This window comes from Pseudomonas sp. RA_105y_Pfl2_P56, assembly GCF_963970845.1.
Classification (GTDB): Bacteria; Pseudomonadota; Gammaproteobacteria; order Pseudomonadales; family Pseudomonadaceae; genus Aquipseudomonas; species Aquipseudomonas baetica_A.
Genome location: NZ_CAXAPL010000060.1, coordinates 1 through 25,049 on the forward strand (window position 1 = coordinate 1; position 25,049 = coordinate 25,049).

The following is a 25,049-nucleotide window of genomic DNA, read 5'->3' on the forward strand; positions in this document are numbered from 1 at the left end:
GGCTACTCATCGAGGGTCGAGCGTTGTTGCAGCAACGCTCACAATGAGCCCGGATACATTAGCGCAAGCCAGCTTTACCGAAAACAGCCCATGAGGTTGCAGGAGATGGGCTGACCATACATTTTTACGGCCGGGATTTGTCAGCTCCCGAGCTGCCCGCTGGTGTCGGCATCAAAACGTTGCTTTGCCGTGTCAGCGGCCGGCTTCAGCTGGGCGAGCAGCGCCGCCTCGCTGTACAACCGGGTGCCCGCCAGTTCTTTGGGCGTTGGATCGATTGGAATCAGCACATCTTCACCGTCGGCGTGCAGCCAGATCGCCACAACGTGCAGCGCTGAAACAAACAACACCCGCAGCTCAACGGTTTTACCCTGCAGTTGTGGTGACTGTTCGGCCAGTTTCAGCGCTCCGACAGTCGCGGCGGCGAGCGTCCCGTGGTTCAACGAGGCGAACTCGACGTGACCGCGTACATCGGCCAGTTGCGCATCGGCAATCGTCACGCCATCGGCGAACACCAAGTAATGCCAGTCGCCCACCTTGGCGTCTTTCAGCCCTTTGCCGGTGCTCAGGTCATCCAGACTCAATGAGTAGCCGCGATAGGCTTCGCTGAGGCTGATTTTCGCAGGTGCTGCATTGGCAAACTGGCGATTGGCGCCGAAGCCTTGGTTTTGCAGTGCGGCTTGCAGCGCCGGACGCAGTGTCTGAACGCCGTTGGAAGGCGCCTTTGGATAAGTCAGTTGCATGATGTCGCCCTCCTAGTTTTTGGCGGTGAAGTAAGTGTGGGTCCAGTTGCCGCCGCCGTTATACGAACCGGGGAAAGCGTTCAACGCACGGGTCGAATAGCCATAGATCGAGTCGGCGACCAGCACGTAGTTGCCGTTGGTGCCATAGATCGTCAGGAAGTGCGCACCTCCGCCGTACCAGGCACAGCGCAGGCCGACCGGACGGCCCATGTTGATCTGGTTCTGGATGGCCGACATCTGCAGCGAACCCTGATTCATGCCGTTGTAACTGCGCGTGGTGCGCAGGGCGGAATCCAGATAGCCGTAAACGTTGCACGGCCCCGGCTGATTGCAGCAGTTGCGATTCAGTTCCGAACTGGCCACACCGCACTGGGTCCAGGACCCGGTGCCGTAATAGTTGCCGACCGAAGCGGAAACGGCCGCCCAGCACCAGTTGGTCTGGGTTTGTTTCTGCATGCTGAAATTGAGGCTGCTGGCAGCCAGGGCATTGGCGTGTTCAGCGGCCTCAACCTCGACCAGTTGCGGGTCGAGCAGATGGCCGATCAAGCACCTTGGCAGGGTCTCGCCGGTGAATCGGGTTGCTTCATTGGTTAACATTTTTCAATCCTCCATGAGTGAAAACAAGCGTCCAGCTTGTGTGGTTGTAGCGGTGTTGCCGAGCGATCGGTGGTTAAAGGTTTTCATCTGCGATGAACGGTGCCGATCTCCTTGCTCGAGGTAACCTTAGTCCATGTATGCGTTTGTGCAAGTAAAAAATGCATTGGTGCATTTTTAGAGTCAAAAGATCGCAGCCTTCGGCAGCTACTACAGGGGGCGGTGTAGGCGCTGCCGAAGGCTGCGATCTTTTGATTCTGCGGTGATTAACCCTCGGTTTTCTTCTCGGCCGAATCCAGCTCTTTCAAGCGCTGATCGATCAACTGACATTTGTCTGGCAGATCCGCACTGGCCGTGCCCAGGTCCATTTTCTGTAGCTCGTCGTTCATTTCTTTGGCTTTGGTCGGATTCTGCTGCGTGAGCTTCGCAACTTCCTTGGCCAGTTGTTCGCGTTTGGCGGTGGCTTCTTCCGGCGTGCAAGCCCAGACGGGCAGGGCGCAGGCGAGCGTGGCGGCGAGGGTGAGCTTGATCAGGGTTTTCATGGGGTAGGCCTTCGTTCCGGTTAAGGCGGGTTAACCGGTTGAGGAGCTTTTCAGGGATAAAGTTCAGCGCAACAAACGTGCTGAACCCATTGACTTGATCGGGTCGAAATTATCTGTTGGATGGTCACTATTTTGAGATCGCTGCTATCTTCGATGATCAGAATGGCGCTCTTGCAGAGCCGTAGCGATTAGCAATTCAGATAACAAATCTGCCCCGTTCTCTAAGTAAACAGCGGATGGCCATGGGCCCCCGCTTTGGCTACTTTGTTCAACCTTCTTTCCCATGACAGCATTCAGACTTGATTGCCGACTCATACCGATCATGATGCCGCACCCACTCCATGATCTCGTCCTCATTCCTGCCCTTGGGCGTGAGGTCGAGGTAGTTGTAGGCACCGACCAGCATGTCCAGACCGCGGGCATAGGTTGAGTAGGTGTGGAAAATGTCTCCTTTTGCATCACGATAAAACACGCTCAGGCCGGGCATTTCTTCCTCGGCACTGTCAGTCTTTTCGTAGTTATACGTAGCCTTTCCTGCAGCGACATCTTCAGCGCGCGCACACACGCCAAAGTCATAGTTGAAATCGCAACCGTCTGACGACACCCAGTCGAATCTCCAGCCCATGCGCTGTTTGAAGGCCTGAAACTGCTCGAACGGTGCGTGGGAAACCGCGACCACGGCAATATCGTGATGCGCCAGATGCAGATTGGCACCGTCGATGTGGTCGGACAGAAACGAACACCCCTGACAGCCTTCCTCCCAGTCCTTGGCAAACATGAAGTGGTAAACGATCAACTGGCTGTGTTTGCCAAACAGGTCAGTCAGTTTCACCTCGCCGTTCGGGCCGTGGAAGCGGTAGTCCTTGTCGACTTTGATCCAAGGCAATGCGCGGCGTTTGGCGCTCAAGCGGTCGCGCTCGCGGGTGAAGGCTTTTTCTTCGGCCAGATGTTGTTTGCGCGCAGCGAGCCATTCTTCGCGCGATACCACCGGATGATTCTCAACGTTCATGATGATTTCTCCTGCGGGGGTTGAAACCGTCTTTGTCAGACTAGTCGTTTAACCCTCGATCAATTCGACAGACCGCCGGTCGGTCGCCGCGGAAAATGCGGCTGAACGGCTGCGGTGTGTCCGGGTCACAAGCTATGACAGCGCCCCAAATCACGCGCACCGGAGGTTGAATCAGGATGACGACTTATAACTGGGATTTGATTGAACGCTTGCTGCATGAAGTGCAGAACAGTGCTGGCGAAAGTTTCGCCCCTCGAAAATACGCCGAGGACTATGCGGCCGAGAAAGCCAGTGCAGGCGAGCCGATCGAGAATCTGGATCACCTGAAAACGGTGGCCTGCGAATATGAAGGCTTGTTGCTTGATCGTGGATTTATCGAACCGCGCCCGGATCATATGGGCAGTACCGGCAGCAATTTCATTCTGACGCCACGCGGATCAAGCCTGCTGAGCCTGATCGACAGCAGCATTCCCGGAAATGATCATCCGCGGCAGGTGCTGGACGAGCAGGGAGATGCGCTGGATGAAGCGACGTTTGATGAAGTGGCTTCCAAGGCGCAGATTGCCTGATAGCCTTTGTGGGAGCGGGCTTGCTCGCTCCCACATTGGTTTGTGGTCTGATTCAAGGTTTTTGTGTGGCCTTGAGGCATTTGAGGTCATTGAAGTCTTTACGCACCCCTTCGATTTTCTTGAGCAACCGCTGACGCTGCTGCGGTGTGCTCTCGGCCATCAGATCCACCGCCAGCGAGCGCGCTTGCGCTTCGGTGTTCGCATAGGCCTTCTGGTAATCCGTTGTCCATAAACGCTCGCGGTTGACCAGAAGTGTCTCGATTCGCTGTGGGAATTCGGTACTTTTACGCTGGGCAACGGCGTTACTGAACTGCTGCTGCCAATGTGCGCGGTTGGCGATCCATTGGGTGTTCTGGTCGCCCAGCGCGGTCGACCACGCCATTACCCGCTGTTCTTGAGTGACGCTCAATGGCCCGAGCCAGTCGTTGAGGCGTTTGACCATGCGTGCGCCGCGTTCGGCGATCTGCTGGGCAAGCGGCGGGTTCAAATATTCCCGCTGGCGTTTACGCAAATCCTTGGCAAATGCGTCGTTCATTTCCGCGACCTGTTTGTCATCCAAGCCTTGCAGCAACTCGATGGCTGACGGAGTGATTTCCCGTGCGGTTTGATCAATCGCCTGCTTGGCTTCTTCCGTGCGTGTCTGCAGCGCTGTGTCGGTCACCTGATTGTTTTCAACCATCGTTTGCAGGCGGTCGAGCCAGTCCAGATACTCTGGCAATTGCGTGCTGCAGTGCCAGCTCAGGTGTTCTTTGAGGCGTTCGTTGAACCAGCCTTTCTGCTCGCCGTTCATGTCCAGGTAGTCGCTGAGCGTCCACGGGATGATCACGTCGAGGTTGCGATAAGCCAGGCCGACGCGGCTGCAGGCGCCGAGGGCAAGGGTGAAGATCAAGAGGGTAGCGATATGTTTGAACCAGCGAGACATGGGCGAATCCTTGCGATAGCCAGCCTTGGGGTCTGATTCTTATGTGAACGCACAATGAACCCGGCAGTTCAGCCGATCAATAGAATGCGTGCTCGGCCTTGAATGTGACGAGGCCGTCACACTGGCTGTTGTGTCCGGAGTAGGCCGAGCAATCGCTGCCGCTGAGGCTGGAGTTGCTGTAAATCAGGTTGAGATCGACGCCCATTAACGGCCGGGACAGCTTCACCGACCAATCGGTAAAGTTGCTGACATAACCGCCGTCAACGGCCACGGGCGTGTTCAACTGGTGGGTGGTGTATTTCATGCTGACGCCGATGCCGAACGGTTGGTTGCCGCCAAGATCGGCAAACAACGTGTTGTTCTGTTTGTCCGGGTCGTGGCTCAGGGCGATGCCGAAACGGCTGCCGAGCAGGGTCAGGCCACCGAACAGTTCCTGGCTGTCGAGTGTGTCTACCTCGGGATAGCTGTAGTGGATCATCCCGATTTCATAGCCGAGGGTTTGATCGAAAGGTTGTTTAAAACCGACATAGGAATCGATTTCGAGGTTCTTGCCCGGCGTGATGCCCATGCTCGGCGCGTACTGGCCGAAATACAGGCCACTGTCGTGGCTGAGGTCGAGCCCGCCATGAAACGAGCCAGCGACCGCCGGTTTGACCAGGCCCTGGGCCATGCTGCGGCTGGGTGTGGTGTCGAGTTTCAGGTCGAAGTCGCCAAGTTCACGCTGGAAAACCTGCGCATGCACAGCTGTGCAAGCCATCAGGCTTGAGAGCAATAAACAGGATGATTTGCGCATGCGTCACTCCATGAACAGCGAGCGCAGGGCGGCGGGCCTGCTGAAACGCTTGATCCAGACGCGTGCAAGGATACCGGCGAATGATCGGCATTGATGTCCGTTCGTCGATTCATGAGTATTTGTTTGTTTTAAACGGGGGGAGTATTGCGTGGTGCCAGTCCAGACGCTTCGAAGCTCAAAGCGCCTCTGGACGGGGGTAAAACCGGGTGTTACTTCTTGCCCAGGCTGATCTGCTTGGACGGGCCGAACGTCTGGCCGCTGACGCCTTTGGCAATTTGCTGAATCTCGCCGCCAGACTTGAGGAACGCGGCGATCTGATCGTTGATCGATTCGCTGGTTTCAACGGCTGGAGCTGGCTTTGCTTTGCTGGTGGATGCTTTTACACGCATGGCGGCCATTAACCTGTAGAAAAGTAACTCGGCCAGGCATCGTACAGGAATAACTTGACAATAGCTTGTTAAATATTCCCCGGAATAACCCGCCCCGTGACGGCATTACGCTCGATTCAATACTCGGAATAATCGGCTAACCTGCTGTTTTAAATAACATCATTTATATCCCGCCGGGCTGTGGCGAGCTGCCGTAATGCGCCAAACCGGCCTGACGAGCGGCAACCCGCGCAGCCGAGCCCAAGGAAAATCAAGGCTTTGCGCAGATTTTACTGAAACCTGGGAATCTGCCGGCCATCGTTCACGGCAAAACGGGTAGAATGCCGCCCACGCAATGAGGGTTCTGGAAATGGCTTTAGTCGGGCGTTACAACAGTTTGCAAGTGGTTAAACACACTAACTTCGGTTTATATCTGGACGGCGGTGCTGACGGCGAAATTCTTTTGCCTAATCGTTATATCCCGAAAGATATTCCCAGCGAAGATGAAGACTGGCTCAACGTTTTTGTTTATCTGGACAGCGAAGACAAACTTCTCGCTACCACAGAAAAACCAAAAGTTCAGGTGGGTGAATTTGCCAGTCTGAAAGTTGTTGAAGTCAACAGCATCGGTGTGTTCCTCGATTGGGGGCTGCCGAAGGATCTGTTGCTGCCGTATTCCGAAGAAAAGCGTCAGATGACGGCCGGCGAATATTGCGTGGTGCACGTCTACCTCGACAAACACACCCGTCGTATCACCGCCACCGCGCGGCTGGATCGCTATCTCGACAAGACCCCTGCCAACTACAGACAGGGCCAGGAAGTTGATCTGCTGGTCGCCGAAGCCACCGATATGGGCTTCAAGGCGATCATCAACAACAAGCACTGGGGTTTGATCCACAAGAACGAAATCTTCAAGTTCATGCGCGCCGGCATGATCGAGAAAGGCTTCATCAAAGAAGTGCGCGCCGACGGCAAGATCAGCCTGAGCCTGCAACCGGTTGGCCAGGAAGCGGCCAGCAGCCTGAACTCGAAAATCCTCGCCAAGTTGCGCGAGAACGCCGGCACACTGCCGGTCAGCGACAAGAGCGACCCGGTGTTGATCACTAGCCTGTTTGGCGTCAGCAAAGGCAACTTCAAGAAGGCTATCGGTTCGCTGTACAAGGAAGGCAAGATCGTCATTCATGCTGATCGCATTGAACTAACCTGAGCCTTGCGTGGCCCATGTTTCATGGGCTTACTTGAGGTCGGTTGAATGAAAAAAGCGCTGATTGCCTATGTCGCCACGCTGGTGACGTTTCTGTTGCTCGACGGCATCTGGCTCGGCCTGTTGATGGCGCCGACCTATCGTGAACTGCTCGGTTCACTGATGCTCGAAAAACCGCTGCTGGTTCCGGCAGCGGTTTTTTATTGCCTGTACGTTTTCGGGTGTGTGGTGTTTGTGGTGTTGCCGGCATCGAGTTGGCAGCGGGCAGCGAAGATGGGCGCGTTGTTGGGGCTGGTGGCGTATGGCACGTATGACCTGACCAATTGGGCGACATTGCGCGGATGGTCGGTGCAGGTGACGTTGATGGATTGGATGTGGGGGGCGTTTGCCACCGCTGTGGCGTGTACTGTCGGGTTTTCGGTGGCTCGCAGGTTATGCGCTTCGCATCATTGATCTTTATTGTCTGAACGGGCCTCTTCGCGGGCAAGCCCGGCTCCCACCGTGATTGATGTCGTTCACGAGTCCTGCGTTCGACACAAACATCTGTGGGAGGCACTGTCTTCACCAGCCATTCACTGCTGACGCAATGGAAGAATTAAATGTCTTTTCCGGACGGTTTTTTCTGTCTGGCTGACTGATAATCCTCGGCACTGTTTTTGACCATTGGATGGCTGCCATGTTGTGTGTGTTCGAGGTGTTGCGGTGAGTGCCGAGCGGCGCAATGCCGACCGTTTTGCCTTGCAGGTGATGATCGGCCTGTGTCTGATCTGGGGCGTGCAGCAAGTGATGATCAAGTGGGCCGCACCGGATATCGCGCCGGTGATGCAGGCAGCCGGGCGGTCAGGGATTTCCGCGTTGCTGGTAGGCTTGCTCATCTGCTGGAAGGGTGGCTGGGATCAGGTCGGCAGCACCTGGCGCGGCGGTTTGCTGGCCGGTGCACTGTTCGGCCTGGAGTTCTTCTTTATCAGCGAAGGTTTGCAACTGACCACCGCTGCGCACATGTCGGTGTTCCTCTACACCGCGCCGATCTTCACCGCGCTGGGCGTGCATTTTCTGTTGGCCAGTGAGCGTCTGCGGCCCTTGCAGTGGCTGGGGATTGTGTTGGCATTCATCGGCATTGCGCTGGCCTTCGCCGGCGGTGTGTCGTGGGATAACATCGACCGTCGCATGTTGCTGGGCGATGCCTTCGGTGTGTTGGCCGGCGCCTGTTGGGGCGCGACCACCGTGGTGGTGCGCGCCTCACGCCTGTCGGATGCTCCGGTGACACTGACCCTGTTCTATCAGTTGATCGTCGGCTTCATCGGCCTGTTGTTGATCGCGTTGTTCAGCGGCCAGATCACCCATGTCAGCCTGACCTCCGTGGCGGTGGCCAGTGTGCTGTTCCAGGGGCTGGTGGTGTCGTTCTTCAGTTATCTGGTGTGGTTCTGGCTGTTGCGCCGTTATCTGGCGGCGAATCTGGCGGTGTTCTCATTCATGACGCCGCTGTTCGGGGTCACCTTCGGTGTGTTGCTGCTCGGCGAGCGACTGAGCCTGAACTTCGTCATCGGCGCGGTACTGGTGTTGCTCGGCATCACTTTCGTCAGCGCTGAGCAGTGGTTGCGTCGGCGTTTGCGCAAAGCGCTCGGCCAGTAGTAGTCGATTGCATCGCCAGTCCGCCGGCAATCAACAAACCGCATCCGGCGATGACCAGCGCCGGCTGCAAGCCACCGCTGAAATGGCTGCTCAACGCGGCCAATAACGGGCCGCTGAGTTGGCCGACGGCGAAGCAAGCGGTGAGCATGCCGGCGTTGCGCTGGATGGTGTGGGGCGCCAGTTCCCGCGAGCGTTGCATGACTAGCTGCATGCAGGCCAGGAACGGCGTGCCGCACAGGATGACGCCCAGTGCCAGGCCCCAACCGCTGCCCGACAGGCAGGCAAAAACACCGGCCGCTTGCAGCCACAACGTCGCCATCAACCAGTGACGCGTGGTCCGAGGATCGTGACGGCGCAGACTCACCAGCAGCACCCCGATGGTCGCGCCCAGGCCGAAGCACGGCCAGAGCAAATCTGCCTGCCATTGCCCGTGAAACTGCGCGGTGGCCATCTGCGACAGGAACGTGGCCGGGATGATGTAGCCGAGGCCGTAGAGTGCGTAAATCACCGCCAACCGACCAATGCCACGACTCGACGGACTGACGGAGGTTGCCGCAATGGTCTTGGCGGCGGTTGGTTGCGGCAGCAGGCGCCACACCCCCAACATCATTACCAACGCGGCTGCGGCATAAATCAGCCACAACGTCGCGGACGTCTGGTTCAGCAGATGTGAGACCAGCGCCAGCAACCCTGTCAGAAAAATCCCCAGACCCGGTCCGGCAAATACCAAGGCCCCAAGCCGTGGACGACCGGCCGCCGCCGCCAGCGGCTGACTCAGCGAGGTGATCATCACCAAGACCCAGGCACTCGCCACGCCGGTGCCAAAGCGCAAAACCAGATGCGACCAGAAGCCGTCAGCCCAGAACGAGGCCAGTGTCAGCAGCACGCACAACCACAGACCGCCGTGCAGTCGGCGCTGAACCTGTTGCGGACGGTGGGCAAACATCGCGTCCACGGCACCGAGCAAGTATCCGAGGTAGTTGGCCGCCGCAATCAGACCGGCGGCAGTCAGGTCGATCTGTCCCTCGCTGAGCAGGTGCGGCATTTGTGGAGTGAGGGCGAAACGCCCGATGCCCATGGCCAGCATCAGGGCAACGAAACAAGCGGATAAGCGAATCAGCGGCGACATGGTCTGGATTCCATTGAAAGAGTAACGACCGTCAGGCTAGGACTGATTGACTTTCTTTAAAATTGAATAATAGTGATTAACTTGTTCTGTTCTGGAGAAAGGTTGTGGAGTTCAGCCAACTGCGGATCTTTCAGGCGGTTGCCGAGGAAGGTTCGATCACTCGCGCGGCCGAACGGCTGCATCGCGTGCCATCGAACCTGTCGACTCGGCTTAAACAGCTCGAGGAGCAAATGGGTGTCGAATTGTTCGTTCGTGAGCGTCAGCGTTTGCAACTGTCGCCTGCGGGAAAAGTCCTGCTGGACTACACCGGCAAACTCTTTGCCCTAAGGGATCAGGCCCGCGCGGCGGTGATGGGCGGACAACCGGCCGGGGACTTTGTGCTCGGCACCATGTACAGCACGGCGGCGATCCATCTGCCGGCGTTGCTGGCGCGTTATCACAAGCAATACCCGGCGGTGAACCTGCAAGTGCAGTCGGCGCCGAGCGGTGAACTGCTCGAAGGCCTGCTTACCGGACGTCTGGATGCCGCGCTGGTGGACGGCCCGCTCGAACTGGCCGGGCTCGACGGCGTGCCGCTGTGCGAGGAGCGGCTGGTGCTGATCACCGAAGCTGATCATCCGCCGGTTTACAGTGCGCAGGATGTAGAAGGGCGCTCGGTGTTCACCTTTCGCCAGGGCTGCTCCTATCGCATGCGTCTGGAGGCATGGTTCTCTCACTCGCATGCGGCGATGGGACGGGCGATGGAGATCGAGTCCTATCAGGGCATGCTCGCCTGCGTGATTGCCGGCAGCGGTGTGGCGCTGATGTCGGAGTCGATGCTGGCCAGTTTGCCGGGGCGCGAGAGCGTCGCGGTGCATCCGCTGGCCGAACCGTTCGAGCGTGCGACAACGTGGCTCATGTGGCGCAAGGGCATGCTGGGCGCCAACCTCAATGCGTGGATTGAAGTGCAGCAGGCCGTCTATCCTGCGGCTCTGGTTGAAACCCGTGAAACGGCTTGAACCGATGGCAACGGATTCTGTTCTATTCAGTAACAGATCATTGCGGATTAGGCCGAGCATTGCGCAGGACTTCGGACTATTATCAGTGCGAGGCGGCCTCAGAATTCCGGTCGCTCGGCACCACCCTGAAGGGGGCATTACGATGAAAGAGAAAATTCAGAATTGGCTGCACGATTTGGGTGTTGCCCTCGGCTTGATCGAACCGCCTCTGCAACCGGTACCGATTCGCACAGACGACGAACAGCGTCGGCGTCAGCCGCGTCGGCGGTAATGCCTCATTAATTGATCGAGAGATCGCAGCCTTCGGCAGGTCCCACACAGAGCGGTGTGGGACCTGCCGAAGGCTGCGATCTTTTGCATTCAGTGCCGCGCAATCATCAGTAAAAACCGGCTCAAGTCATTCGCGGTCTTCGCAGTCTTGAGCAGTTGATCTTCTTCGGCGGTGAATGCCGTCAGTCCGAATTCATCCTCCAGATGAAAAATCAGATCCTCGATATCCGCTTTCTCCAGTCCCAATTGCACCAGACGGGTGTGATCATCGAATTCGCGGTTTTCCAGCAGTCGGCGAATGAACCGATGCCCAGCGGCACGCACGGCAGCTCTTCTCATGGCAAACAGTTCTAGTCATTGTTTTGCTTGATTACAGCAGGCCTCACTGATGTCGGCGCAACCATTCGTCAATCATCAAGCGCAAATGCTCACCGGAAAAACTGCCGAAGTGTCCACCATGCACGGTACGGATCGGTAACGCCTGCAAACGTCGCAGACTGGCGGCGTAATCGTCCAGATTCGAATGGTAGGCGTCTTCGATCAGCGGCCCGTCGTAGATGATGTCGCCACTGAACAGTGTTTGTGTCGCCGCTTCAAACAGGCTGATCCCGCCCGGCGAATGCCCCGGCGTGTGCAGCACCTGCAACGTGCGGTTGCCCAGATCCAGCACATCCCCGTCTTCGACAAACCCGGTCGCCGGTGCCGCTTTGACCCTATATTCGGCGTAGCACAGCGGACAATCCGGGTGTGCTTCGAACATGTCATCGCCGACGAAAGCTCGGCTCAAATCGTTTTCACCATCCGGCGCGGCAAGGATGTCGGCCTCGGCAGGGTGCACCAGCCGCTCGGCAAACTCGTGATGGCCTGCAATGTGGTCGAAATGGCAATGGCTGGCCACGGCCACCAGTGGCCGCTCGGTCAGCCATGGCAGTTGCTCGCGCAGGCTGACCAGCCCTGAACCACTGTCGAGCAACAAATCCTTGTCGCGGCCCTGAACGTGCCACAGGTTGCAGCGGTAGAACGGGCGGATGTACGGCTCGTGAATCAGGCGGATGCCGTCACTCAGGGTTTGCACTTCGAACCACTGATCGCGAGAAACAATCTTCATCAGTACATTCCTTAAAACGAAAAAAAACGGGTGTGGCAACCGACGCCACACCCGTCGAAGAAAGCATCAAGTGGTTACATCAAAGCTTATAGCGCACTCGCCACCATCGCAGGGCGGCGCGAGAACAGGCTGACCAGCACGAAACTTGCCAGGCTGATACCCAGGCTGTAATAGATCGGCGAGTTGGCGTCCATCCCGTCCTTGAACATGAAGATCAAGGAGGTGGCGAAACCCAGGGTCATCGCACTGATCGCGCCTGCGGTGGTCGCGCGTTTCCAGAAAATCGCCCCCATCAATGGAATCAGCATGCCGCCGACCAGAAGGTTGTAGGCCAGGGTCAGGGCACTGATGACGTCATTGACCACCAGTGCGATGCCCAGCACCGCAACGCCGGTCAACAGGGTAAACAGGCGGCTGACGGCCACGCTGGATTGTTTACCGCCGCGCAGTTTTGGCAGCAGGTCTTCCGTCAGCGTGGTGGATGCGGCGAGCAGGCCGGCGCTGGCGGTGGACATCATCGCGGCCAGTGCAGCAGCGATCACCAGACCCCGGATGCCGTCCGGCAGCGAGACTTTGACGATGGCGGCGAAGGCGTTGTTGACGTTGTCCAGATCCGGGATCAGGACGTGTGCAGCCATGCCGATCAGGGCGCAGACCAGGCCGTAGATGATGCAGTAGATGCCGGCCGAAGTGCCGGCGTACTTCGCGACTTTCTCGCTTTTGGCGGTGAACACACGCTGCCAGATGTCCTGACCGATCAGGATGCCGAAGAAGTAGATCATGAAGTAGGTAATGATCGTGTCCCAGCCGATGCTGGTGAAGCTGAAGCTGGCGGCCGGCAATTGCGCCACCAGTTGATCCCAGCCACCGACGCGGTACAGGCAGATCGGCAGCAGCAGGAACATCAGGCCGACGGTCTGGATGGCGAACTGGACGATGTCGGTCAGGGTCAGCGACCACATACCGCCGATGGTCGAATAGATCACGACGATGCCGCCACCCAGCAGCACAGACATCCAGAACGGCAGGCCGAACAGCACTTGCAACACGGTGCCGATCGCCAGGATCGAGGTCACGCCGATCATCAAGGCGTAGGCCAGCATGATGGTGGCGCTGGCGGTACGAGCCATCGGGTTGTAGCGTTTTTCCAGCACCTGGGTGACGGTAAACACTTTCAGTTTCAGCAGTGGCTTGGCGAGGAACAGGTTCAGCGCAACGATGCCGCAACCCAGTGCTGCGCACAGCCAGAACCCGGAAATACCGTGCACATAACCCAAACGCACGGTGCCGACGGTGGACGCGCCACCCAGTACAGTTGCGGCCATGGTGCCCATGTACAGGCTCGGGCCCAGGTTACGACCGGCGACCAGATAGTCTTCGTGGGTCTTGGCTTTGCGCATGCCGTAATAGCCCAGAATCAGCATCGCGGCGGCGTAGATGAGTACGACGATTAAATCCAAAGCCATGATGGCGTGTCTCCGATTGTCTTTTTTATGTGAGGCTCGAATCGATTTGCCCTTGTGGGAGCGGGCCCGCGCCCACAGGGGTTATGTGTTTCTTCAGGCGGCCTGGCGCAACGACGCTTTAGCCGGCGCGTTTGCGCCCTGGTTTCGGGCATCCTGCGGGCCGAACACGTCGCGCGGTTCCGGGAACAGGCGCAGTAGCGTCAGGTACACCACCGAAGCCAGGCCGAGGGTGACGGGCAGGCTGATGTCGATGCCGCCGGCCATTTCACCCAGCGGGCCGACGAACTGCCCCGGCAGGTTGACGAAGCACAGGCCGACCGCCGCACTCGGGATCCAGGCGCCCAGGCCACGCCAGTTCCAGCCGTGACTGAACCAGTAGCGTCCGCCCTGTTCGCCGCGCGTGAACACTTGCAGGTCGTCCGGGCAGTAGAAGCCACGACGCACCAGCAGGCCGATGATCATGATCACCATCCACGGCGTAGTGCAGGTGATGATCAGCACGGCGAATGTCGACACGCTCTGCACCAGGTTCGCCGCAAAGCGCCCGATGAAGATGAAGGCAATCGACAGCACGCCGATCAGCAACGTCGCCTTGACCCGCGACAGTACGCGAGGGAACACGCTGGACATGTCCAGCCCGGTGCCATACAGCGATGTGGTGCCGGTGGACATGCCGCCGATCACCGCAATCAGGCACACCGGCAGGAAGAACCAGCTCGGCGACACCGCCAGCAGACCGCCCACATAGTTGTTCGCCGCGATGTAGTCCGGCGCCTTGATCGCGACGATGGTCGCGGTGGCCAGGCCGAACAGGAACGGGATGAACGTGGCGATCTGCGACAGCACGACGGCGGCCATGATCCGCTGCTTGGAGGTGTCACGCGGGATGTAGCGCGACCAGTCGCCGAGGAACGCGCCGAAGGAAATCGGGTTGCTCATGGCCACCAGTGCGGCGCCGATGAACGCGGCCCAGAAACCGGGCTGACCGAGACTGACCGTGCCGGCGTATTGCGCGTCGAAAGGAGCGGCGAAAGCGACCGCGCCCAGCAGAAACAGCAGGCTGGCGCTCCATACCGCGATCTTGTTCACCCACAGCAAAAAGCGGAAGCCATAGATGCACACGGTCAGTACCAGGATCGCGAACAGGCCGTAGGCCAAACCCAGGGTCAGGTCGGTTTCCGGCAAGCCTATCAAGCGTTTCGCACCGCCGATCAGCGCATCGCCCGAACTCCACACCGAGAGCGAGAAGAATGCGATGGCGGTCAACAGCGACAGAAACGAGCCGACGATCCGCCCGTGCACGCCGAAATGCGCACCGGACGACACGGCATTGTTGGTGCCATTGAGCGGGCCGAACAGGCCCATCGGTGCGAGGATCAGCGAGCCCAGCAGCACGCCCGAGACAATCGCCCAGACGCCAGCCTGAAACGACAGGCCGAACAGCACCGGGAAGCTGCCGAGCACGGCGGTGGCAAAGGTGTTGGAACCACCGAAGATCATCCGGAACAAATCCGTCGGGCCTGCGGTGCGTTCGTTGTCCGGGATCTGTTCGACCCCGTGGGTTTCAATTTGCGTAAGGCTTTGGTCGTTGTTGTTGTTATTCATGATCTGCTCCGATCATAAAGGCGCGCGCATCGTGCGTGAGCGTCACCTGTTTGGCTAAGGGGATGGCAGCCCTTCCGGCATTGCGGATAAATGTTCATGACAGGCCAGCCAAAGGCCTTGTTGTTCTAGGCTCGACGCTTGTTTCTTGAAAACAATCGTCTCGCGCTCCTGGCTGAAGTGTTGCTCCCCTTGCATGCGCAGCTCGGTGGCCACGTCATGGATGAAAATCGCCACGTCACCTTGCAGGCTGACGAAGGCGTTGCTCGACGTGCACGAGAGCACTTCAAAGCCATCCTCGGCGCGCCAGTTGTCCCATAACGCCTGATAGGCGTCGCGCGACAGCAGCGGCTGTTCGAGGGTGTAGAACACGAAACTCGCATCAGCGCTGAACGCGCCGAAGTAAGCCTCGCGATCGTTACGGGCGAAGGCGCACACCAGCTCGGCGGCCGCTTTCAATACCTGATCACGTTCGCTCATGACCCGACCCTCAGCGGTGAACTACGCCAGGCAGTACGCAGAGCATTTCGTACAGCAGGTTGGCGGCCAGCAGCGAGGTGTTACCGGTGGTGTCGTAAGCGGGCGAAACTTCTACCAGATCGCAACCGATCAGGTCGAGGCCTTGGCAGCCGCGAACGATTTCAATCGCCTGAATGGTCGTCAGACCGCCGATTTCCGGGGTGCCGGTGCCAGGCGCCCAGGCCGGGTCGATGCCGTCGATGTCAAAGCTCAGGTACACCGGACCGCCGCCGACTTTCTCCCGCACTTCGGCCATCAGCGGTGCCAGCGACTTGTGCCAGCACTCTTCGGCCTGCACCACGCGGAAACCCTGATCACGGCTCCAGTTGAAGTCGTCAGCGGTGTACCCCTGCGCGCGCAAACCAATCTGCACCACACGATCGCAGTCCAGAAGACCTTCTTCGACGGCGCGACGGAAGGTGGTGCCGTGGGCGATTTTCTCGCCGAACATGTGATCGTTGACGTCAGCGTGGGCGTCGATGTGTACCAGACCGACCTTGCCGTGTTTCTTGTGGATGGCACGCAGGATCGGCAGGGTGATGGTGTGGTCGCCACCCAGGGTCATCGGGATGACGTTGTGCTCGAGGATGTTGTCGTAGGCTTCTTCGATGATGCGCACGGCGTCGAGCAGGTTGAAGGTGTTGATCGCCACGTCACCGATGTCGGCCACCGACAGCGAGTCGAACGGCGCGGCGCCGGTGGCCATGTTGTAAGGGCGGATCATCACCGATTCGGTGCGGATTTCACGTGGCCCGAAGCGGGTGCCGGGGCGCAGCGAAGTGCCGATGTCCAGCGGCACGCCAACGAAGGCAGCGTCCAGGCCGGCAGCGCTCGGTACATGGGGGAGTCGGAGCATGGTGGCGATGCCGCCGAAGCGCGGCATTTCGTTGCCGCCCAGTGGTTGGTGAAGAATTTTGTCCACGGGTAGGGCCTCATCGTCTTGTTTTATTTATGTCGGCGCGCCGGCTGGCGGGCACCGCTGTGGGCCGATTCTGCGAAATGCAGGGGTGGGGAAGAATCGCTACGGGCAAATACTTAGTTCAGATTTTTCTAAACTAACGGCGAGGCTGAAGATAGACTCGTTGTCGTTCACCGGGGTGAACATGGCGCCTCAGTGGGAGCGGGCTTGCTCGCGAATACGGTGTGTCAGGCAACGTGGATGTCGGCTGGCCCGGCGCTTTCGCGAGCAAGCCCGCTCCCACATTTACGGTGTGTCGACACAAACCTGGAGTAGACATGGCCAACGCTTTACCCGACCTGAAACTGTTGCGCATCTTCGTCAGCGTGGTGCGTCATCAGGGTTTCGCCAACGCGCAGCAGGAACTCAACCTGTCGACCTCGGCGATCAGCACCTACATGAGCCAGCTCGAAGCCGCGCTCGGTCTGGTGCTGTGCCATCGCGGCCGTGGCGGCTTCAGCCTGACCAGCAAGGGTGAGCTGTTCCATCAGGAAACCCTGCGCCTGCTCGGCGAACTTGAAGGTTTCGAGCAATACGCCGCTGCGCTCAAGGGCGAGTTGCGCGGCACACTCAACCTCGGCGTGATCGATTCCACGGTCAGCGACAAGGCCTTGCCCTTCGCCGAAGCCATCGGCGCCTACAGTCAGGAACACCCGGCAGTGCATTTGCACCTGTCGGTGATGAGCCCCTACGAACTGCAACTCGGCGTACAGGACAACCGCCTCGATCTGGCGATCGGCGCGTTCTCCACACGCATGAGCGGTCTGGTCTACATGCCGCTGTACCGCGAGCAGCACTGGCTGTATTGCAGCAGTCGCCACCCGTTGTTCAACGAACGGCGCATTCCCGAGCAAGTCATCACTCAGCAACGCATGGTCGGTCGCGGCTACTGGAGCCAGGCGGAACTGGCACGTCACGGCTTCAAACACAGCGCCGCCACCGTGGAAAGTATGGAAGCGCAGCTGATTCTGGTGCTGTCCGGCGCCTACATCGGGTATCTGCCGGAACACTACGCTCAGGCCTGGGCCGACAAGGGTGATTTGCGCGTGTTGCTGCCAGCGACTTTCGGTTATCAGGCGCCGTTTTCGATGATCATGCGCCGTGGCCGAAGCCGCGAGCCGTTGATTCAGACGTTCCGCGATTTGCTCAAAGCCCAGCTCAATCAGGCGTAGCTCGAAGGAAAAAGAAGTATGTCCAGACCCCAATGCCCGCGCTGCCTGCGCCCACAAACCCATTGCCTGTGCGCGCTGATTCCGCGTCTCGATAGCCGCACCCGAGTGTTGGTGTTGCAGCATCCCAGCGAGGTCAATCATGCGCTCAATACTGCGCGCTTGGCGGCGCTGGGTTTGACCAACGCCGAGCTGATCGTGGGTGAGGCGTTCGAGGATTTACCGACGCTGTTGAATCAACCGGGCTATCAGGCGCGGTTGTTGTTTCCGGCGGACGATGCGCAGGTGATGCAGGCCTATGGTGAGTCTGATCAACCGCTGTTGCTGGTCGTGCCCGATGGCACCTGGCGCAAGGCGCGCAAAATGCTCCATCTCAATCCATTGTTGGCGGCGTTGCCACGGGTGACGCTGGCAGAGGGCGGGGTGTCGCGCTATCGGTTGCGCAAGGCTCCAGGGCCGGGGGCGTTGTCGACGGTTGAGGCGATTGTGCAGGCATTGCACACGCTGGAAGCACCGGCCTCGTTTGAGCCATTGCTCAAGCCGTTTGAAGCGTTGATCGAGGGGCAGATTGCGGCGATGGGGGAGGAGACCTTTCAGAAGAACCATGGCGAAAGATAGGTGTTGATAATGCCGGCCTTTTCGCGAGCAAGCCCGCTCCCACAGGGGGAACGCATTCCAAAATGTGGGAGCGGGCTTGCTCGCGAAAGCGCCAGATCAATCATCACAAAATCAGGAATCACTAGCGTTCGCGCATCGCCTCGGTCCGGGCCTTGAGCACTGGTTTGAGCAGGTAATCCAGCACACTTTTCTCCCCGGTAATGATGTCCACCGTCGCCACCATCCCCGGGATGATCAGCAGGGGTTTCACATCCCCGCCCAAATGGTTTTTATCGGTACGCACCTGAATCAGGTAGAAGCTGTTGCCCTTGTCATCAGTGATGGTATCGGCGCCGATCAGCTCAAGCTTGGCGCTGAGCCCACCGTAGATCGTGTAGTCATAAGCGCTGAACTTGACCATGGCTTTCTGACCCGGATGGAGGAACGCGACGTCTTGCGGACGCACCTTGGCCTCGATCAGCAGGTTGTCTTCCAGCGGCACGATTTCCAACATGTCGCTGCCCGGCTGGACCACGCCGCCGATGGTGTTGACCTTCAATTGCTTGATCACCCCGTGTACCGGTGAGGTCACGGTGGTGCGGCTGACGCGGTCGTCGATGGCGATGCTGGTTGCAGTGATTTTCGACAGGTCGGTGCGTTTTTCATTCAGCTCTTTGGCGGCTTCCGAGCGGAAGGTCTGTTCCGATTCGTCGATCTTGCTGCGGATCTCGGCAATCGCCGATTCCGCACGGGGAATCGCCAGTGTCGTCGCATTCAGCGAGCCACGGATTTCCACCGCGCTGCGCTTGAGCCGCAGGATCTCCACCGGCGATACCGCGCCGGCCTTGACCAGTGGCTCGGACATGTTCATCTCTTGTTGCAGTAATGACAGGCTTGAACTGAATTGGCCTTGCTTGGAGCGGAACTCCGCCAGTTCCTGAGTCTTTTGCCGTAACTGTTCGGTCAAGGTGCGCTGTTCGCTGGCCAGTCGCCGCTGGCGTTGTTCGTACAGTGAGCGCTCGTCTTCAGCCACTTGCGGGGCCTTGGCGATGACCTCTTCGGAGAGTTTGAACGGCCGACCTTCCGATTCTGCCGCCAGCCGTTCGACCTGTGCGGTCAATGCATATCGGTCGACTTCGCTCTCGCCCTTGTTCGATAAAAAGCGCGTGTCATCCAGACGCAACAGGGTGTCGCCCTTGTTCACCATCTGGCCTTCACGGACGAAAATCTCGGTGACGATGCCGCCCTCAAGGTTCTGAATCACCTGAACCTTGCTCGACGGAATCGCCTTGCCTTCGCCCATGGTCACTTCTTCCAGCACCGCGAACTTGGCCCAGACCAGCGCGCTGATCAGCAACCCCGCCGCCAGCCACACGGTAATCCGCGACCAGCGCGGCGAATCCTGCAACGAGGCGCCGGCGGTTTCCGGCATGAAATCGGCTTCGGCACTTTTGCTGAAACTGTCGAAGTAGCCGCGTGATTTGCTATCTGAAGAAGCAGACATGGGGCAACTCCTAGACCGCCGCCGAGCCGACACGGCCCTTGCGCAGCGCATCGATGACCGCTTCTTTCGGACCGTCGGCGACGATCCGGCCGTTGTCCAGTACCAGCAACCGGTCCACCAGGCTCAGCATCGAGGTGCGGTGGGTGACCAGCAGCAGGGTTTTGCCTTGTACCCAGTTGTGCAGTTTCTGACGCAGAAGGTCCTCACTGCTGTTGTCCATGGCGCTGGTCGGTTCGTCGAGCAGCATGATGGGCGGGTCGAGCAGCAATGCCCGAGCGAGTAATACGGCCTGGCGTTGACCGCCGGACAGCAATTGCCCGCGCTCGCCGACGGGGCGGTCGAAGCCTTGTGGATGCTGCCGGGCGAGTTCGGTGACACCGGTCAGTTCGGCCACTTCAAGCATCCGTGAATCGCTGACGTAGCGCGCGCCGAGGGTCAGGTTGTCGCGCAGGCTGCCCGCCAGCAGCGGCAGGTCATGGGCGACGTAACCGATCTGCTGGCGCAGGTCGGCGACATCCAGTTGCCGCAGGTCAAGGCCGTCGAGCAGCAACTGGCCTTCCTCCGGTTCGTAGAACCCCATCACCAGCCGCGCCAGGGTACTTTTGCCTGAGCCGCTACGGCCAATGATACCGACCCGTTCTCCGGGCTTCAGGCTGAAAGTGACGTTGCTCAGGGCCGGCGCATTCTGGCCGTTGTAGTGAAACGTCACACCGCTGACGTCCAGTGCGCCTTGCAGTTGCGTACGCTCCAGCGGTCGCTGTTTGCCGTCGCGTTCCTGTGGCAACGACATCAGCGCGTCGGTGCTTTTCATGGTCAGTTGCGCTTGCTGGTAGCGAGTGATCAGCCCGGCAATCTGCCCCAGGGGGGCGAGCACGCGGCTGCCGAGCATGTAGGTTGCCACCAGCGCCCCGACACTGAGGTTGCCGGCGATGATGCTGTAGACCCCGGCGACAATCGTCGCCATCCCCGAAAACTGTTGAATGAACAGCGTGCCGTTGGTCGCCAGCGCCGAGAGGTTGCGCGCGTGGCTGTCGAGGCGGGTGAGGGCGCCGTGGGTGCTTTCCCATTTGTGCTGGCGCTCGCTTTCGGCGCTGCAGGCCTTGAGGGTTTCCAGGCCACCGAGGGTTTCGATCAGCAGCGCCTGACGCTCAGCGCCCAGGCTCAGGCTTTTTTGCACCGTGTCGCGCAGACGCACCTGAATGATCATCGCGAAGACGATGGTGATCGGGAAGGCCAGCAGCGGGATCATCACCAGCCAGCCGCCCAGCAGGCCGATGACCACCAGCATCAACACCACGAAGGGCAGGTCGATCAGGCTGGTCAGGGTTACCGCCGTAAGAAATTCGCGCAGGCCCTGGAAGTCATGAATGCTCTGGGCGAAACCGCCGATGGTCGCCGGTCGTGCCTTCATCGACATGCCGGTGATGCGCTCGAATAACGTCGCGGAAAGGATCACGTCGGTTTTCTTGCCGGCGGTGTCGAGCAGGTGCGCGCGCACCACCCGTAATACCAGTTCGAAACCGGTGCCGATCAGCAGACCGATCGACAACACCCACAGGGTCGAGGTGGCCTGATTGGGCACCACGCGGTCGTAGGTCTGCATGACGAACAGCGGCACCATCAGGCCTAAAAGGTTGATCAGGAAACTGGCGAGAATTGCATCGCTGTACAGCCATTTCGACAGCTTCAGGGTGTCGCGAAACCATGCATGTACCCGTGGCACCAGCGGTGAGCGCAGGTCTTCGAGTTCATGCCGAGGTCGAGCGAACAAGGCCTGGCCGCTGTAGTGCTCGCTGAGCTCTTCGCGACTGACCCATTGCTCGCCGCCATCGGCTTCACTGGGCAGGATCAGCGCTTTGCCGTCGTCGCCGAAACGCCGCAACACGGCGGTGCGACCGTCGTTGAGCAGCAATAGAAGCGGCAGGTTCAGCGGCGAAATGTCGTTCAGGTCTCGCCGCAACAACCGTGCCTGTAACCCGGCACGGGCGGCGGCGCGGGGCAGCAGATCAAGGCTCAGGCGTTGTTTGTTCAGCGGCAGACCGGCACTCAGGCTGGCGCGACTGACCGTCGCGCCATGGAGTTTGCAGAGGATCAACAGACCGTCGAGTAACGGATCATCGAAGCTCAGCCGCGGATCGACTCCGCAATGGCCGGGTTCCATGCTGGTCATATTGATCGTTCCCCTGTTACCGCTTCATTGGACTTACTTCAGTTCAGGCAAGCGCGCTTCGTTTTTCACCTCGGTCGCAGCGATCGCGTCGGCAGGCAGCACCACCCGTTGCTTGCTCAGCAACTGACCCATGTTCGCCAGCACGCGGTACATCGAGTATTCCTCGGTGTAACGGATTTCGGTGTAGCGGCGGTTGGCGTTGTAGAGCTCGTTTTCACTGTCGAGCAAGTCGAGCAGGGTGCGTTGGCCGAGGCCGAACTGGTCCTGATACGCGGCGCGCACGCGTTTGGTGGTTTCGGCGTATTCGCGGGCGGTCGGGGTTTGTTTCTTGGCGTTGACCATGGCGTTCCAGGCCAGGTGAATGTTCTCGTTGAGCTGGCGCAGGGCGTTGTTGCGGATGTCCATGGCCTGATTGATCTGGTGTGCATCGGAGGCCAGTCGTGCCTTGTCGCTGCCGCCGCGGAACAGGTTGTAGTTCATCACCACGCCCACGCGCCATTCGTTGTCGTGGCCCTGGTCACCCTGCACGTTGTTGTTCGCGCCCACTGCCGCTTCCGCGTCGAAGCGAGGGTAGAACGGCGATTTGGCCACTTCGTACTGGCTCTCGGCCGACTGCACATCGGCCTGTGCGGATTTCAGATACGGGTTGTTCTCGACCATGCTCTGCTGGGCTTCCGGCAGGGTGGCGGGCAACTCGCCACGGGTCGATGCCGGCGCTTCCAGCTCGTCGGGCATGCGCCCGACCACGCTGTAGAAATTCGATTCGGCATCGGCCAGATCGACTTCAGCGGTATCGAGGTTGTTTTGCGCCAGTGCCTTACGGGCACCCGACTGGTCGGAGTCGGCGGTGCTACCGACACCGCGCTCGGTACGCAGGCCAATCTGGTCGTTTACACGCAAGTGCGCCTGCAGGTTGTTGCGGGCCAGGGTCACCAGTTCGCGGCGCTTGAGCACTTCGAGGTAAACCTCGATGGTGCGCAGGGCCAGATCCTGAGCGGTGCCTTGCGCGTAGTAAGCGCGCGAGTTGGACACGCCTTTGGTGCGTTCAACCTCGTTGGCGGTGTTGAAACCGTCGAAGAGCATCTGCCGCAGCCGCAATTCGGACTGTGTGTAGTTGAGGATCGAGGTGTGGTGGTTACCCAGCGACCGGGTCGTGGTGTTGTCGCTGTAGCCGCGCCCGTAGGATGCGTTCAAATCGACGGACGGGTAGAAACCGCCCTTGGCGACTTTGATTTGTTCATCTGCAGCCAGGCGTGCGTCCACGCGTGAAGCCAGTTCCGGGTGCGTGGCGATGGTGCTTTGAATCGCCTCGGTGAGGTTCATGGCCTGAGCTTGAGAAGTGCAAGCCATGGCCAGCAAAACCGCGCTGCAGAGGGGGGTTAGAACGCGCATGGGTGCATCTCCCTGATTCCTGATGGTGTGTTACTGTCGCCAAAAATTTGGCGGTATTTTTAGCTGTAGGCGTTTCACTCTTGTAACAACAGAGCTAAGAACATCCTGAAGCGTAGCTAAGAAAAAATTTTCATAAGGCTTATGCCGAAAAAAACTTATGCGCTTTGTAAAAACCGGCACATTGTTCAGGTCGAAAGCCTTTGTTTTATGTGCTTTAGGGAGCGCGAAAAGGCTTGAGGAAAGTTCCATTCACTTTGCGACATACGGCGAAGTACTGCTGAAGGGGAGGGACGCGTAGCGGTTGAGGGGTGACAGATTTTTGTCACCTGGGTGATTCACCACCGTTACGTAGCGTTAGTCGGTGTGCTGCTTCAATCGGGGTTTGCAAGTGCTTGATAGCACTGAAGTTTCCCCTTGAGGCGTCACCGGCCAAACGAACTGTCGAGGGTGCGAGCGTCGCCCCGACAACCCGATTGAGCCATGGGCTGCTTCGCGAACCAGTGCCGACGGTGGTCGGCAGCGGAGGAATTCACATGGCAACGCTCATTGGTATCGTCACTAAAGTCATTGGTCAGGTTTTCGCGCAAGGTACTGACGGCACTCGTCGCGCCTTGGTCGAGGGCGACCGTTTGTTTGCTGGCGATCAACTGATCACCGGGGCCGAAGGCGCCGTCGCCGTTCATCTGCAAAATGGCCAGGATTTGACCCTGGGCCGCGACAGCAGCCTGACCATGACCGGCCAATTGCTCGCCGATCAGGCCGCCCATGTGAACGCGCCGGAGGCTGTGACCCCGAGCGAAGCGCAACTGACTGACGTCGAGCAGATTCAGAAAGCCATCGCCGCCGGTGACGACCCGACCAAAACCGCTGAAGCCACCGCCGCTGGCCCCAACGCCCCGGGCGATACCGGTGGTGCAGTGGGCGGCGGGCACAGTTTTGTCTTGCTGACGGAAGTCGGCGGGCGGGTTGATCCGATCATCGGTTTCCCCACTGCCGGGTTCAATGGCATTCCCGAATTTCCCGAAGAGCGCCACAACGCTGTGATCGATAACGGCGATGGCACCCCCGCGCCTGTCGTGCCGCCCGTCAACAACCTCGTGACCCTCACCGGCCTTGCCGTGCCCGGGGGCGAACTGACACTCAACGAAGCGAATCTGCCAGACGGCTCGGCGGCCAATGCTGGCGCGCTGACCCAAAACGCAAGCTTCACGGTAACGGCACCGGACGGTTTGAACAGTCTGAGCATCGGCGGCATCAACGTGATCAGCGGTGGGGTGGCCGTCGGTTTCCCGCAATCGGTCACCACGCAACTGGGCAACACCCTGACCATCACCGGTTACAACGCGGCGACCGGCGTGGTCAGTTACAGCTACACCCTCAATGGCAACGACACCCATGCGACGGGTGGCGGCGCCAATAGTCTCAGCGAACAGTTCACCGTGATCGCCGGCGACAGCAATGGCGATACCGCGACCGGTACGCTGGACATCAACATCATCGACGACGTGCCCAAAGCGTTCGATGACAGCAACGCGTCGACCGCCTCGGAAACCTTGCTCACGCTGACCGGCAACGTCCTGACCAACGACGTGCAAGGCGCCGACCGTGTACCCACCGGGCCGGTGACGGCCGGTACATTCACCGGCACCTACGGCACGTTGGTATTGAACGCCAACGGCACTTACACCTACACGCTGAACACCAGCGATGCGGATTTCAAAGCGCTGCACGGCGGCGGCAACGGCACCGAAACCTTCGCCTACACCATCACCGATTCGGACGGTGACACCAGCA

The 25,049-nt window shown here is 59.3% G+C and carries 26 protein-coding genes; 9 read left to right on the plus strand and 17 right to left on the minus strand.

From position 1 onward, the window contains the following. Positions 1 to 140: 140 nt before the first annotated feature. The 4 genes from AACY11_RS26490 to AACY11_RS26505 form a co-directional block, all read right to left on the minus strand. Positions 141 to 740: a hypothetical protein gene (locus AACY11_RS26490; RefSeq protein ID WP_339496078.1), complete on the minus strand. Its 600-nt coding sequence runs from the start codon at positions 738 to 740 to the stop codon at positions 141 to 143. A 12-nt stretch (positions 741 to 752) separates the two neighbouring features. Beyond that, complete coding sequence (locus tag AACY11_RS26495) at positions 753 to 1,337, minus strand: papain-like cysteine protease family protein (RefSeq protein WP_339496079.1); 585 nt, start codon at positions 1,335 to 1,337, stop codon at positions 753 to 755. A gap of 263 nt (positions 1,338 to 1,600) precedes the next feature. After that, the gene (locus tag AACY11_RS26500) at positions 1,601 to 1,876 is read right to left on the minus strand and encodes a hypothetical protein (RefSeq protein ID WP_339464101.1); all 276 of its coding nucleotides are present in this window, start codon (positions 1,874 to 1,876) and stop codon (positions 1,601 to 1,603) included. Positions 1,877 to 2,144: 268 nt separating this feature from the next. Continuing rightward, positions 2,145 to 2,885, minus strand: coding sequence for a DUF899 domain-containing protein (locus AACY11_RS26505; RefSeq protein ID WP_339496080.1), 741 nt, complete (start codon positions 2,883 to 2,885; stop codon positions 2,145 to 2,147). Positions 2,886 to 3,061: 176 nt separating this feature from the next. Between AACY11_RS26505 and AACY11_RS26510 the strand changes: the two genes are divergently transcribed. Further along, entirely contained in the window at positions 3,062 to 3,454 is a 393-nt protein-coding gene (locus AACY11_RS26510; RefSeq protein ID WP_339430786.1) for a transcriptional regulator, read from the plus strand. Positions 3,455 to 3,506: 52 nt separating this feature from the next. On the opposite strand, the gene AACY11_RS26515 is transcribed toward AACY11_RS26510, so the two are convergent. The 3 genes from AACY11_RS26515 to AACY11_RS26525 all read right to left on the minus strand — a co-directional run bounded on the left by AACY11_RS26515 (position 3,507) and on the right by AACY11_RS26525 (position 5,567). Next, the gene (locus AACY11_RS26515; RefSeq protein WP_339430785.1) at positions 3,507 to 4,376 is read right to left on the minus strand and encodes a DUF6279 family lipoprotein; all 870 of its coding nucleotides are present in this window, start codon (positions 4,374 to 4,376) and stop codon (positions 3,507 to 3,509) included. A 76-nt stretch (positions 4,377 to 4,452) separates the two neighbouring features. Continuing rightward, complete coding sequence (locus AACY11_RS26520) at positions 4,453 to 5,169, minus strand: TorF family putative porin (protein ID WP_339430784.1); 717 nt, start codon at positions 5,167 to 5,169, stop codon at positions 4,453 to 4,455. Positions 5,170 to 5,378: 209 nt separating this feature from the next. Beyond that, complete coding sequence (locus tag AACY11_RS26525; RefSeq protein WP_016985943.1) at positions 5,379 to 5,567, minus strand: hypothetical protein; 189 nt, start codon at positions 5,565 to 5,567, stop codon at positions 5,379 to 5,381. 340 nt (positions 5,568 to 5,907) lie between these two features. Between AACY11_RS26525 and AACY11_RS26530 the strand changes: the two genes are divergently transcribed. The 3 genes from AACY11_RS26530 (at position 5,908) to AACY11_RS26540 (ending at position 8,373) form a co-directional block, all read left to right on the plus strand. Beyond that, positions 5,908 to 6,744 carry a CvfB family protein gene (locus AACY11_RS26530; RefSeq protein ID WP_339496082.1) on the plus strand — a complete coding sequence of 279 codons (837 nt, stop codon included), beginning with the start codon at positions 5,908 to 5,910 and terminating at the stop codon, positions 6,742 to 6,744. Between the two features lie 45 nt (positions 6,745 to 6,789). Beyond that, the gene (locus AACY11_RS26535; protein ID WP_339496083.1) at positions 6,790 to 7,194 is read left to right on the plus strand and encodes a DUF2177 family protein; all 405 of its coding nucleotides are present in this window, start codon (positions 6,790 to 6,792) and stop codon (positions 7,192 to 7,194) included. A 249-nt stretch (positions 7,195 to 7,443) separates the two neighbouring features. Beyond that, positions 7,444 to 8,373, plus strand: coding sequence for a DMT family transporter (locus AACY11_RS26540; protein WP_221733691.1), 930 nt, complete (start codon positions 7,444 to 7,446; stop codon positions 8,371 to 8,373). Here the strand turns inward: AACY11_RS26540 and AACY11_RS26545 are convergent. Next, positions 8,321 to 9,502, minus strand: a complete 1,182-nt coding sequence (locus AACY11_RS26545; protein WP_339496084.1) for an MFS transporter — start codon at positions 9,500 to 9,502, stop codon at positions 8,321 to 8,323. The genes AACY11_RS26540 and AACY11_RS26545 overlap by 53 nt on opposite strands. A 104-nt stretch (positions 9,503 to 9,606) precedes the next feature. Here AACY11_RS26545 and ptrR point away from each other — a divergent pair, with 104 nt between their 5' ends. After that, positions 9,607 to 10,500 (plus strand): putrescine utilization regulator PtrR, encoded by an 894-nt coding sequence (gene ptrR / locus AACY11_RS26550; protein ID WP_339430781.1) that lies wholly within the window; start codon positions 9,607 to 9,609, stop codon positions 10,498 to 10,500. A 142-nt stretch (positions 10,501 to 10,642) separates the two neighbouring features. Next, a complete protein-coding gene (locus AACY11_RS26555; protein ID WP_003184145.1) occupies positions 10,643 to 10,771 on the plus strand; it encodes a PA1414 family protein in 129 nt (42 codons plus the stop codon). A gap of 89 nt (positions 10,772 to 10,860) precedes the next feature. Here AACY11_RS26555 and AACY11_RS26560 read toward each other — a convergent pair whose 3' ends face one another. The 6 genes from AACY11_RS26560 to speB form a co-directional block, all read right to left on the minus strand. Then, positions 10,861 to 11,109 (minus strand): acyl carrier protein, encoded by a 249-nt coding sequence (locus AACY11_RS26560; RefSeq protein ID WP_339496087.1) that lies wholly within the window; start codon positions 11,107 to 11,109, stop codon positions 10,861 to 10,863. A gap of 43 nt (positions 11,110 to 11,152) precedes the next feature. Further along, the gene (locus AACY11_RS26565) at positions 11,153 to 11,878 is read right to left on the minus strand and encodes an MBL fold metallo-hydrolase (protein WP_339430779.1); all 726 of its coding nucleotides are present in this window, start codon (positions 11,876 to 11,878) and stop codon (positions 11,153 to 11,155) included. Positions 11,879 to 11,964: 86 nt separating this feature from the next. Further along, positions 11,965 to 13,344: a sodium:solute symporter gene (locus AACY11_RS26570; RefSeq protein WP_339430778.1), complete on the minus strand. Its 1,380-nt coding sequence runs from the start codon at positions 13,342 to 13,344 to the stop codon at positions 11,965 to 11,967. A 93-nt stretch (positions 13,345 to 13,437) separates the two neighbouring features. After that, positions 13,438 to 14,949: a purine-cytosine permease family protein gene (locus AACY11_RS26575; RefSeq protein ID WP_339430777.1), complete on the minus strand. Its 1,512-nt coding sequence runs from the start codon at positions 14,947 to 14,949 to the stop codon at positions 13,438 to 13,440. Positions 14,950 to 15,003: 54 nt separating this feature from the next. Next, positions 15,004 to 15,426 carry a YybH family protein gene (locus AACY11_RS26580; RefSeq protein WP_339496089.1) on the minus strand — a complete coding sequence of 141 codons (423 nt, stop codon included), beginning with the start codon at positions 15,424 to 15,426 and terminating at the stop codon, positions 15,004 to 15,006. A gap of 10 nt (positions 15,427 to 15,436) precedes the next feature. After that, positions 15,437 to 16,387 (minus strand): agmatinase, encoded by a 951-nt coding sequence (gene speB / locus AACY11_RS26585; protein WP_339430775.1) that lies wholly within the window; start codon positions 16,385 to 16,387, stop codon positions 15,437 to 15,439. 314 nt (positions 16,388 to 16,701) lie between these two features. On the opposite strand from speB, the gene AACY11_RS26590 reads away from it, so the two are divergent. Together AACY11_RS26590 and AACY11_RS26595 are read left to right on the plus strand one after the other, a co-directional pair. Further along, complete coding sequence (locus tag AACY11_RS26590; RefSeq protein WP_090282283.1) at positions 16,702 to 17,595, plus strand: LysR family transcriptional regulator; 894 nt, start codon at positions 16,702 to 16,704, stop codon at positions 17,593 to 17,595. A gap of 18 nt (positions 17,596 to 17,613) precedes the next feature. Next, positions 17,614 to 18,210, plus strand: a complete 597-nt coding sequence (locus AACY11_RS26595; protein WP_339496091.1) for a tRNA-uridine aminocarboxypropyltransferase — start codon at positions 17,614 to 17,616, stop codon at positions 18,208 to 18,210. A gap of 121 nt (positions 18,211 to 18,331) precedes the next feature. On the opposite strand, the gene AACY11_RS26600 is transcribed toward AACY11_RS26595, so the two are convergent. Genes AACY11_RS26600 through AACY11_RS26610 form a run of 3 tightly spaced genes read right to left on the minus strand, consistent with a single transcriptional unit; the run spans position 18,332 to position 23,255 of the window. After that, the gene (locus tag AACY11_RS26600; protein WP_339496093.1) at positions 18,332 to 19,693 is read right to left on the minus strand and encodes an HlyD family type I secretion periplasmic adaptor subunit; all 1,362 of its coding nucleotides are present in this window, start codon (positions 19,691 to 19,693) and stop codon (positions 18,332 to 18,334) included. A gap of 10 nt (positions 19,694 to 19,703) precedes the next feature. Beyond that, positions 19,704 to 21,863 (minus strand): type I secretion system permease/ATPase, encoded by a 2,160-nt coding sequence (locus AACY11_RS26605; protein WP_339430772.1) that lies wholly within the window; start codon positions 21,861 to 21,863, stop codon positions 19,704 to 19,706. A gap of 33 nt (positions 21,864 to 21,896) precedes the next feature. After that, the gene (locus AACY11_RS26610) at positions 21,897 to 23,255 is read right to left on the minus strand and encodes a TolC family outer membrane protein (RefSeq protein ID WP_339430771.1); all 1,359 of its coding nucleotides are present in this window, start codon (positions 23,253 to 23,255) and stop codon (positions 21,897 to 21,899) included. Between the two features lie 533 nt (positions 23,256 to 23,788). Between AACY11_RS26610 and AACY11_RS26615 the strand changes: the two genes are divergently transcribed. Continuing rightward, positions 23,789 to 25,049: retention module-containing protein (locus AACY11_RS26615; protein ID WP_339496095.1), on the plus strand; the 1,261-nt coding region annotated here is incomplete at its 3' end.

Excerpts from the sequence above, each read along its gene's own strand:
- AACY11_RS26490 (WP_339496078.1), bottom strand. The coding sequence starts at position 740 with ATGCAACTGACTTATCCAAAGGCGCCTTCCAACGGCGTTCAGACACTG.
- AACY11_RS26495 (WP_339496079.1), bottom strand. The coding sequence starts at position 1,337 with ATGTTAACCAATGAAGCAACCCGATTCACCGGCGAGACCCTGCCAAGG.
- AACY11_RS26500 (WP_339464101.1), bottom strand. The coding sequence starts at position 1,876 with ATGAAAACCCTGATCAAGCTCACCCTCGCCGCCACGCTCGCCTGCGCC.
- AACY11_RS26505 (WP_339496080.1), bottom strand. The coding sequence starts at position 2,885 with ATGAACGTTGAGAATCATCCGGTGGTATCGCGCGAAGAATGGCTCGCT.
- AACY11_RS26510 (WP_339430786.1), top strand. The coding sequence starts at position 3,062 with ATGACGACTTATAACTGGGATTTGATTGAACGCTTGCTGCATGAAGTG.
- AACY11_RS26515 (WP_339430785.1), bottom strand. The coding sequence starts at position 4,376 with ATGTCTCGCTGGTTCAAACATATCGCTACCCTCTTGATCTTCACCCTT.
- AACY11_RS26520 (WP_339430784.1), bottom strand. The coding sequence starts at position 5,169 with ATGCGCAAATCATCCTGTTTATTGCTCTCAAGCCTGATGGCTTGCACA.
- AACY11_RS26525 (WP_016985943.1), bottom strand. The coding sequence starts at position 5,567 with ATGGCCGCCATGCGTGTAAAAGCATCCACCAGCAAAGCAAAGCCAGCT.
- AACY11_RS26530 (WP_339496082.1), top strand. The coding sequence starts at position 5,908 with ATGGCTTTAGTCGGGCGTTACAACAGTTTGCAAGTGGTTAAACACACT.
- AACY11_RS26535 (WP_339496083.1), top strand. The coding sequence starts at position 6,790 with ATGAAAAAAGCGCTGATTGCCTATGTCGCCACGCTGGTGACGTTTCTG.
- AACY11_RS26545 (WP_339496084.1), bottom strand. The coding sequence starts at position 9,502 with ATGTCGCCGCTGATTCGCTTATCCGCTTGTTTCGTTGCCCTGATGCTG.
- AACY11_RS26555 (WP_003184145.1), top strand. The coding sequence starts at position 10,643 with ATGAAAGAGAAAATTCAGAATTGGCTGCACGATTTGGGTGTTGCCCTC.
- AACY11_RS26560 (WP_339496087.1), bottom strand. The coding sequence starts at position 11,109 with ATGAGAAGAGCTGCCGTGCGTGCCGCTGGGCATCGGTTCATTCGCCGA.
- AACY11_RS26565 (WP_339430779.1), bottom strand. The coding sequence starts at position 11,878 with ATGAAGATTGTTTCTCGCGATCAGTGGTTCGAAGTGCAAACCCTGAGT.
- AACY11_RS26570 (WP_339430778.1), bottom strand. The coding sequence starts at position 13,344 with ATGGCTTTGGATTTAATCGTCGTACTCATCTACGCCGCCGCGATGCTG.
- AACY11_RS26575 (WP_339430777.1), bottom strand. The coding sequence starts at position 14,949 with ATGAATAACAACAACAACGACCAAAGCCTTACGCAAATTGAAACCCAC.
- AACY11_RS26580 (WP_339496089.1), bottom strand. The coding sequence starts at position 15,426 with ATGAGCGAACGTGATCAGGTATTGAAAGCGGCCGCCGAGCTGGTGTGC.
- AACY11_RS26590 (WP_090282283.1), top strand. The coding sequence starts at position 16,702 with ATGGCCAACGCTTTACCCGACCTGAAACTGTTGCGCATCTTCGTCAGC.
- AACY11_RS26595 (WP_339496091.1), top strand. The coding sequence starts at position 17,614 with ATGTCCAGACCCCAATGCCCGCGCTGCCTGCGCCCACAAACCCATTGC.
- AACY11_RS26600 (WP_339496093.1), bottom strand. The coding sequence starts at position 19,693 with ATGTCTGCTTCTTCAGATAGCAAATCACGCGGCTACTTCGACAGTTTC.
- AACY11_RS26605 (WP_339430772.1), bottom strand. The coding sequence starts at position 21,863 with ATGACCAGCATGGAACCCGGCCATTGCGGAGTCGATCCGCGGCTGAGC.
- AACY11_RS26610 (WP_339430771.1), bottom strand. The coding sequence starts at position 23,255 with ATGCGCGTTCTAACCCCCCTCTGCAGCGCGGTTTTGCTGGCCATGGCT.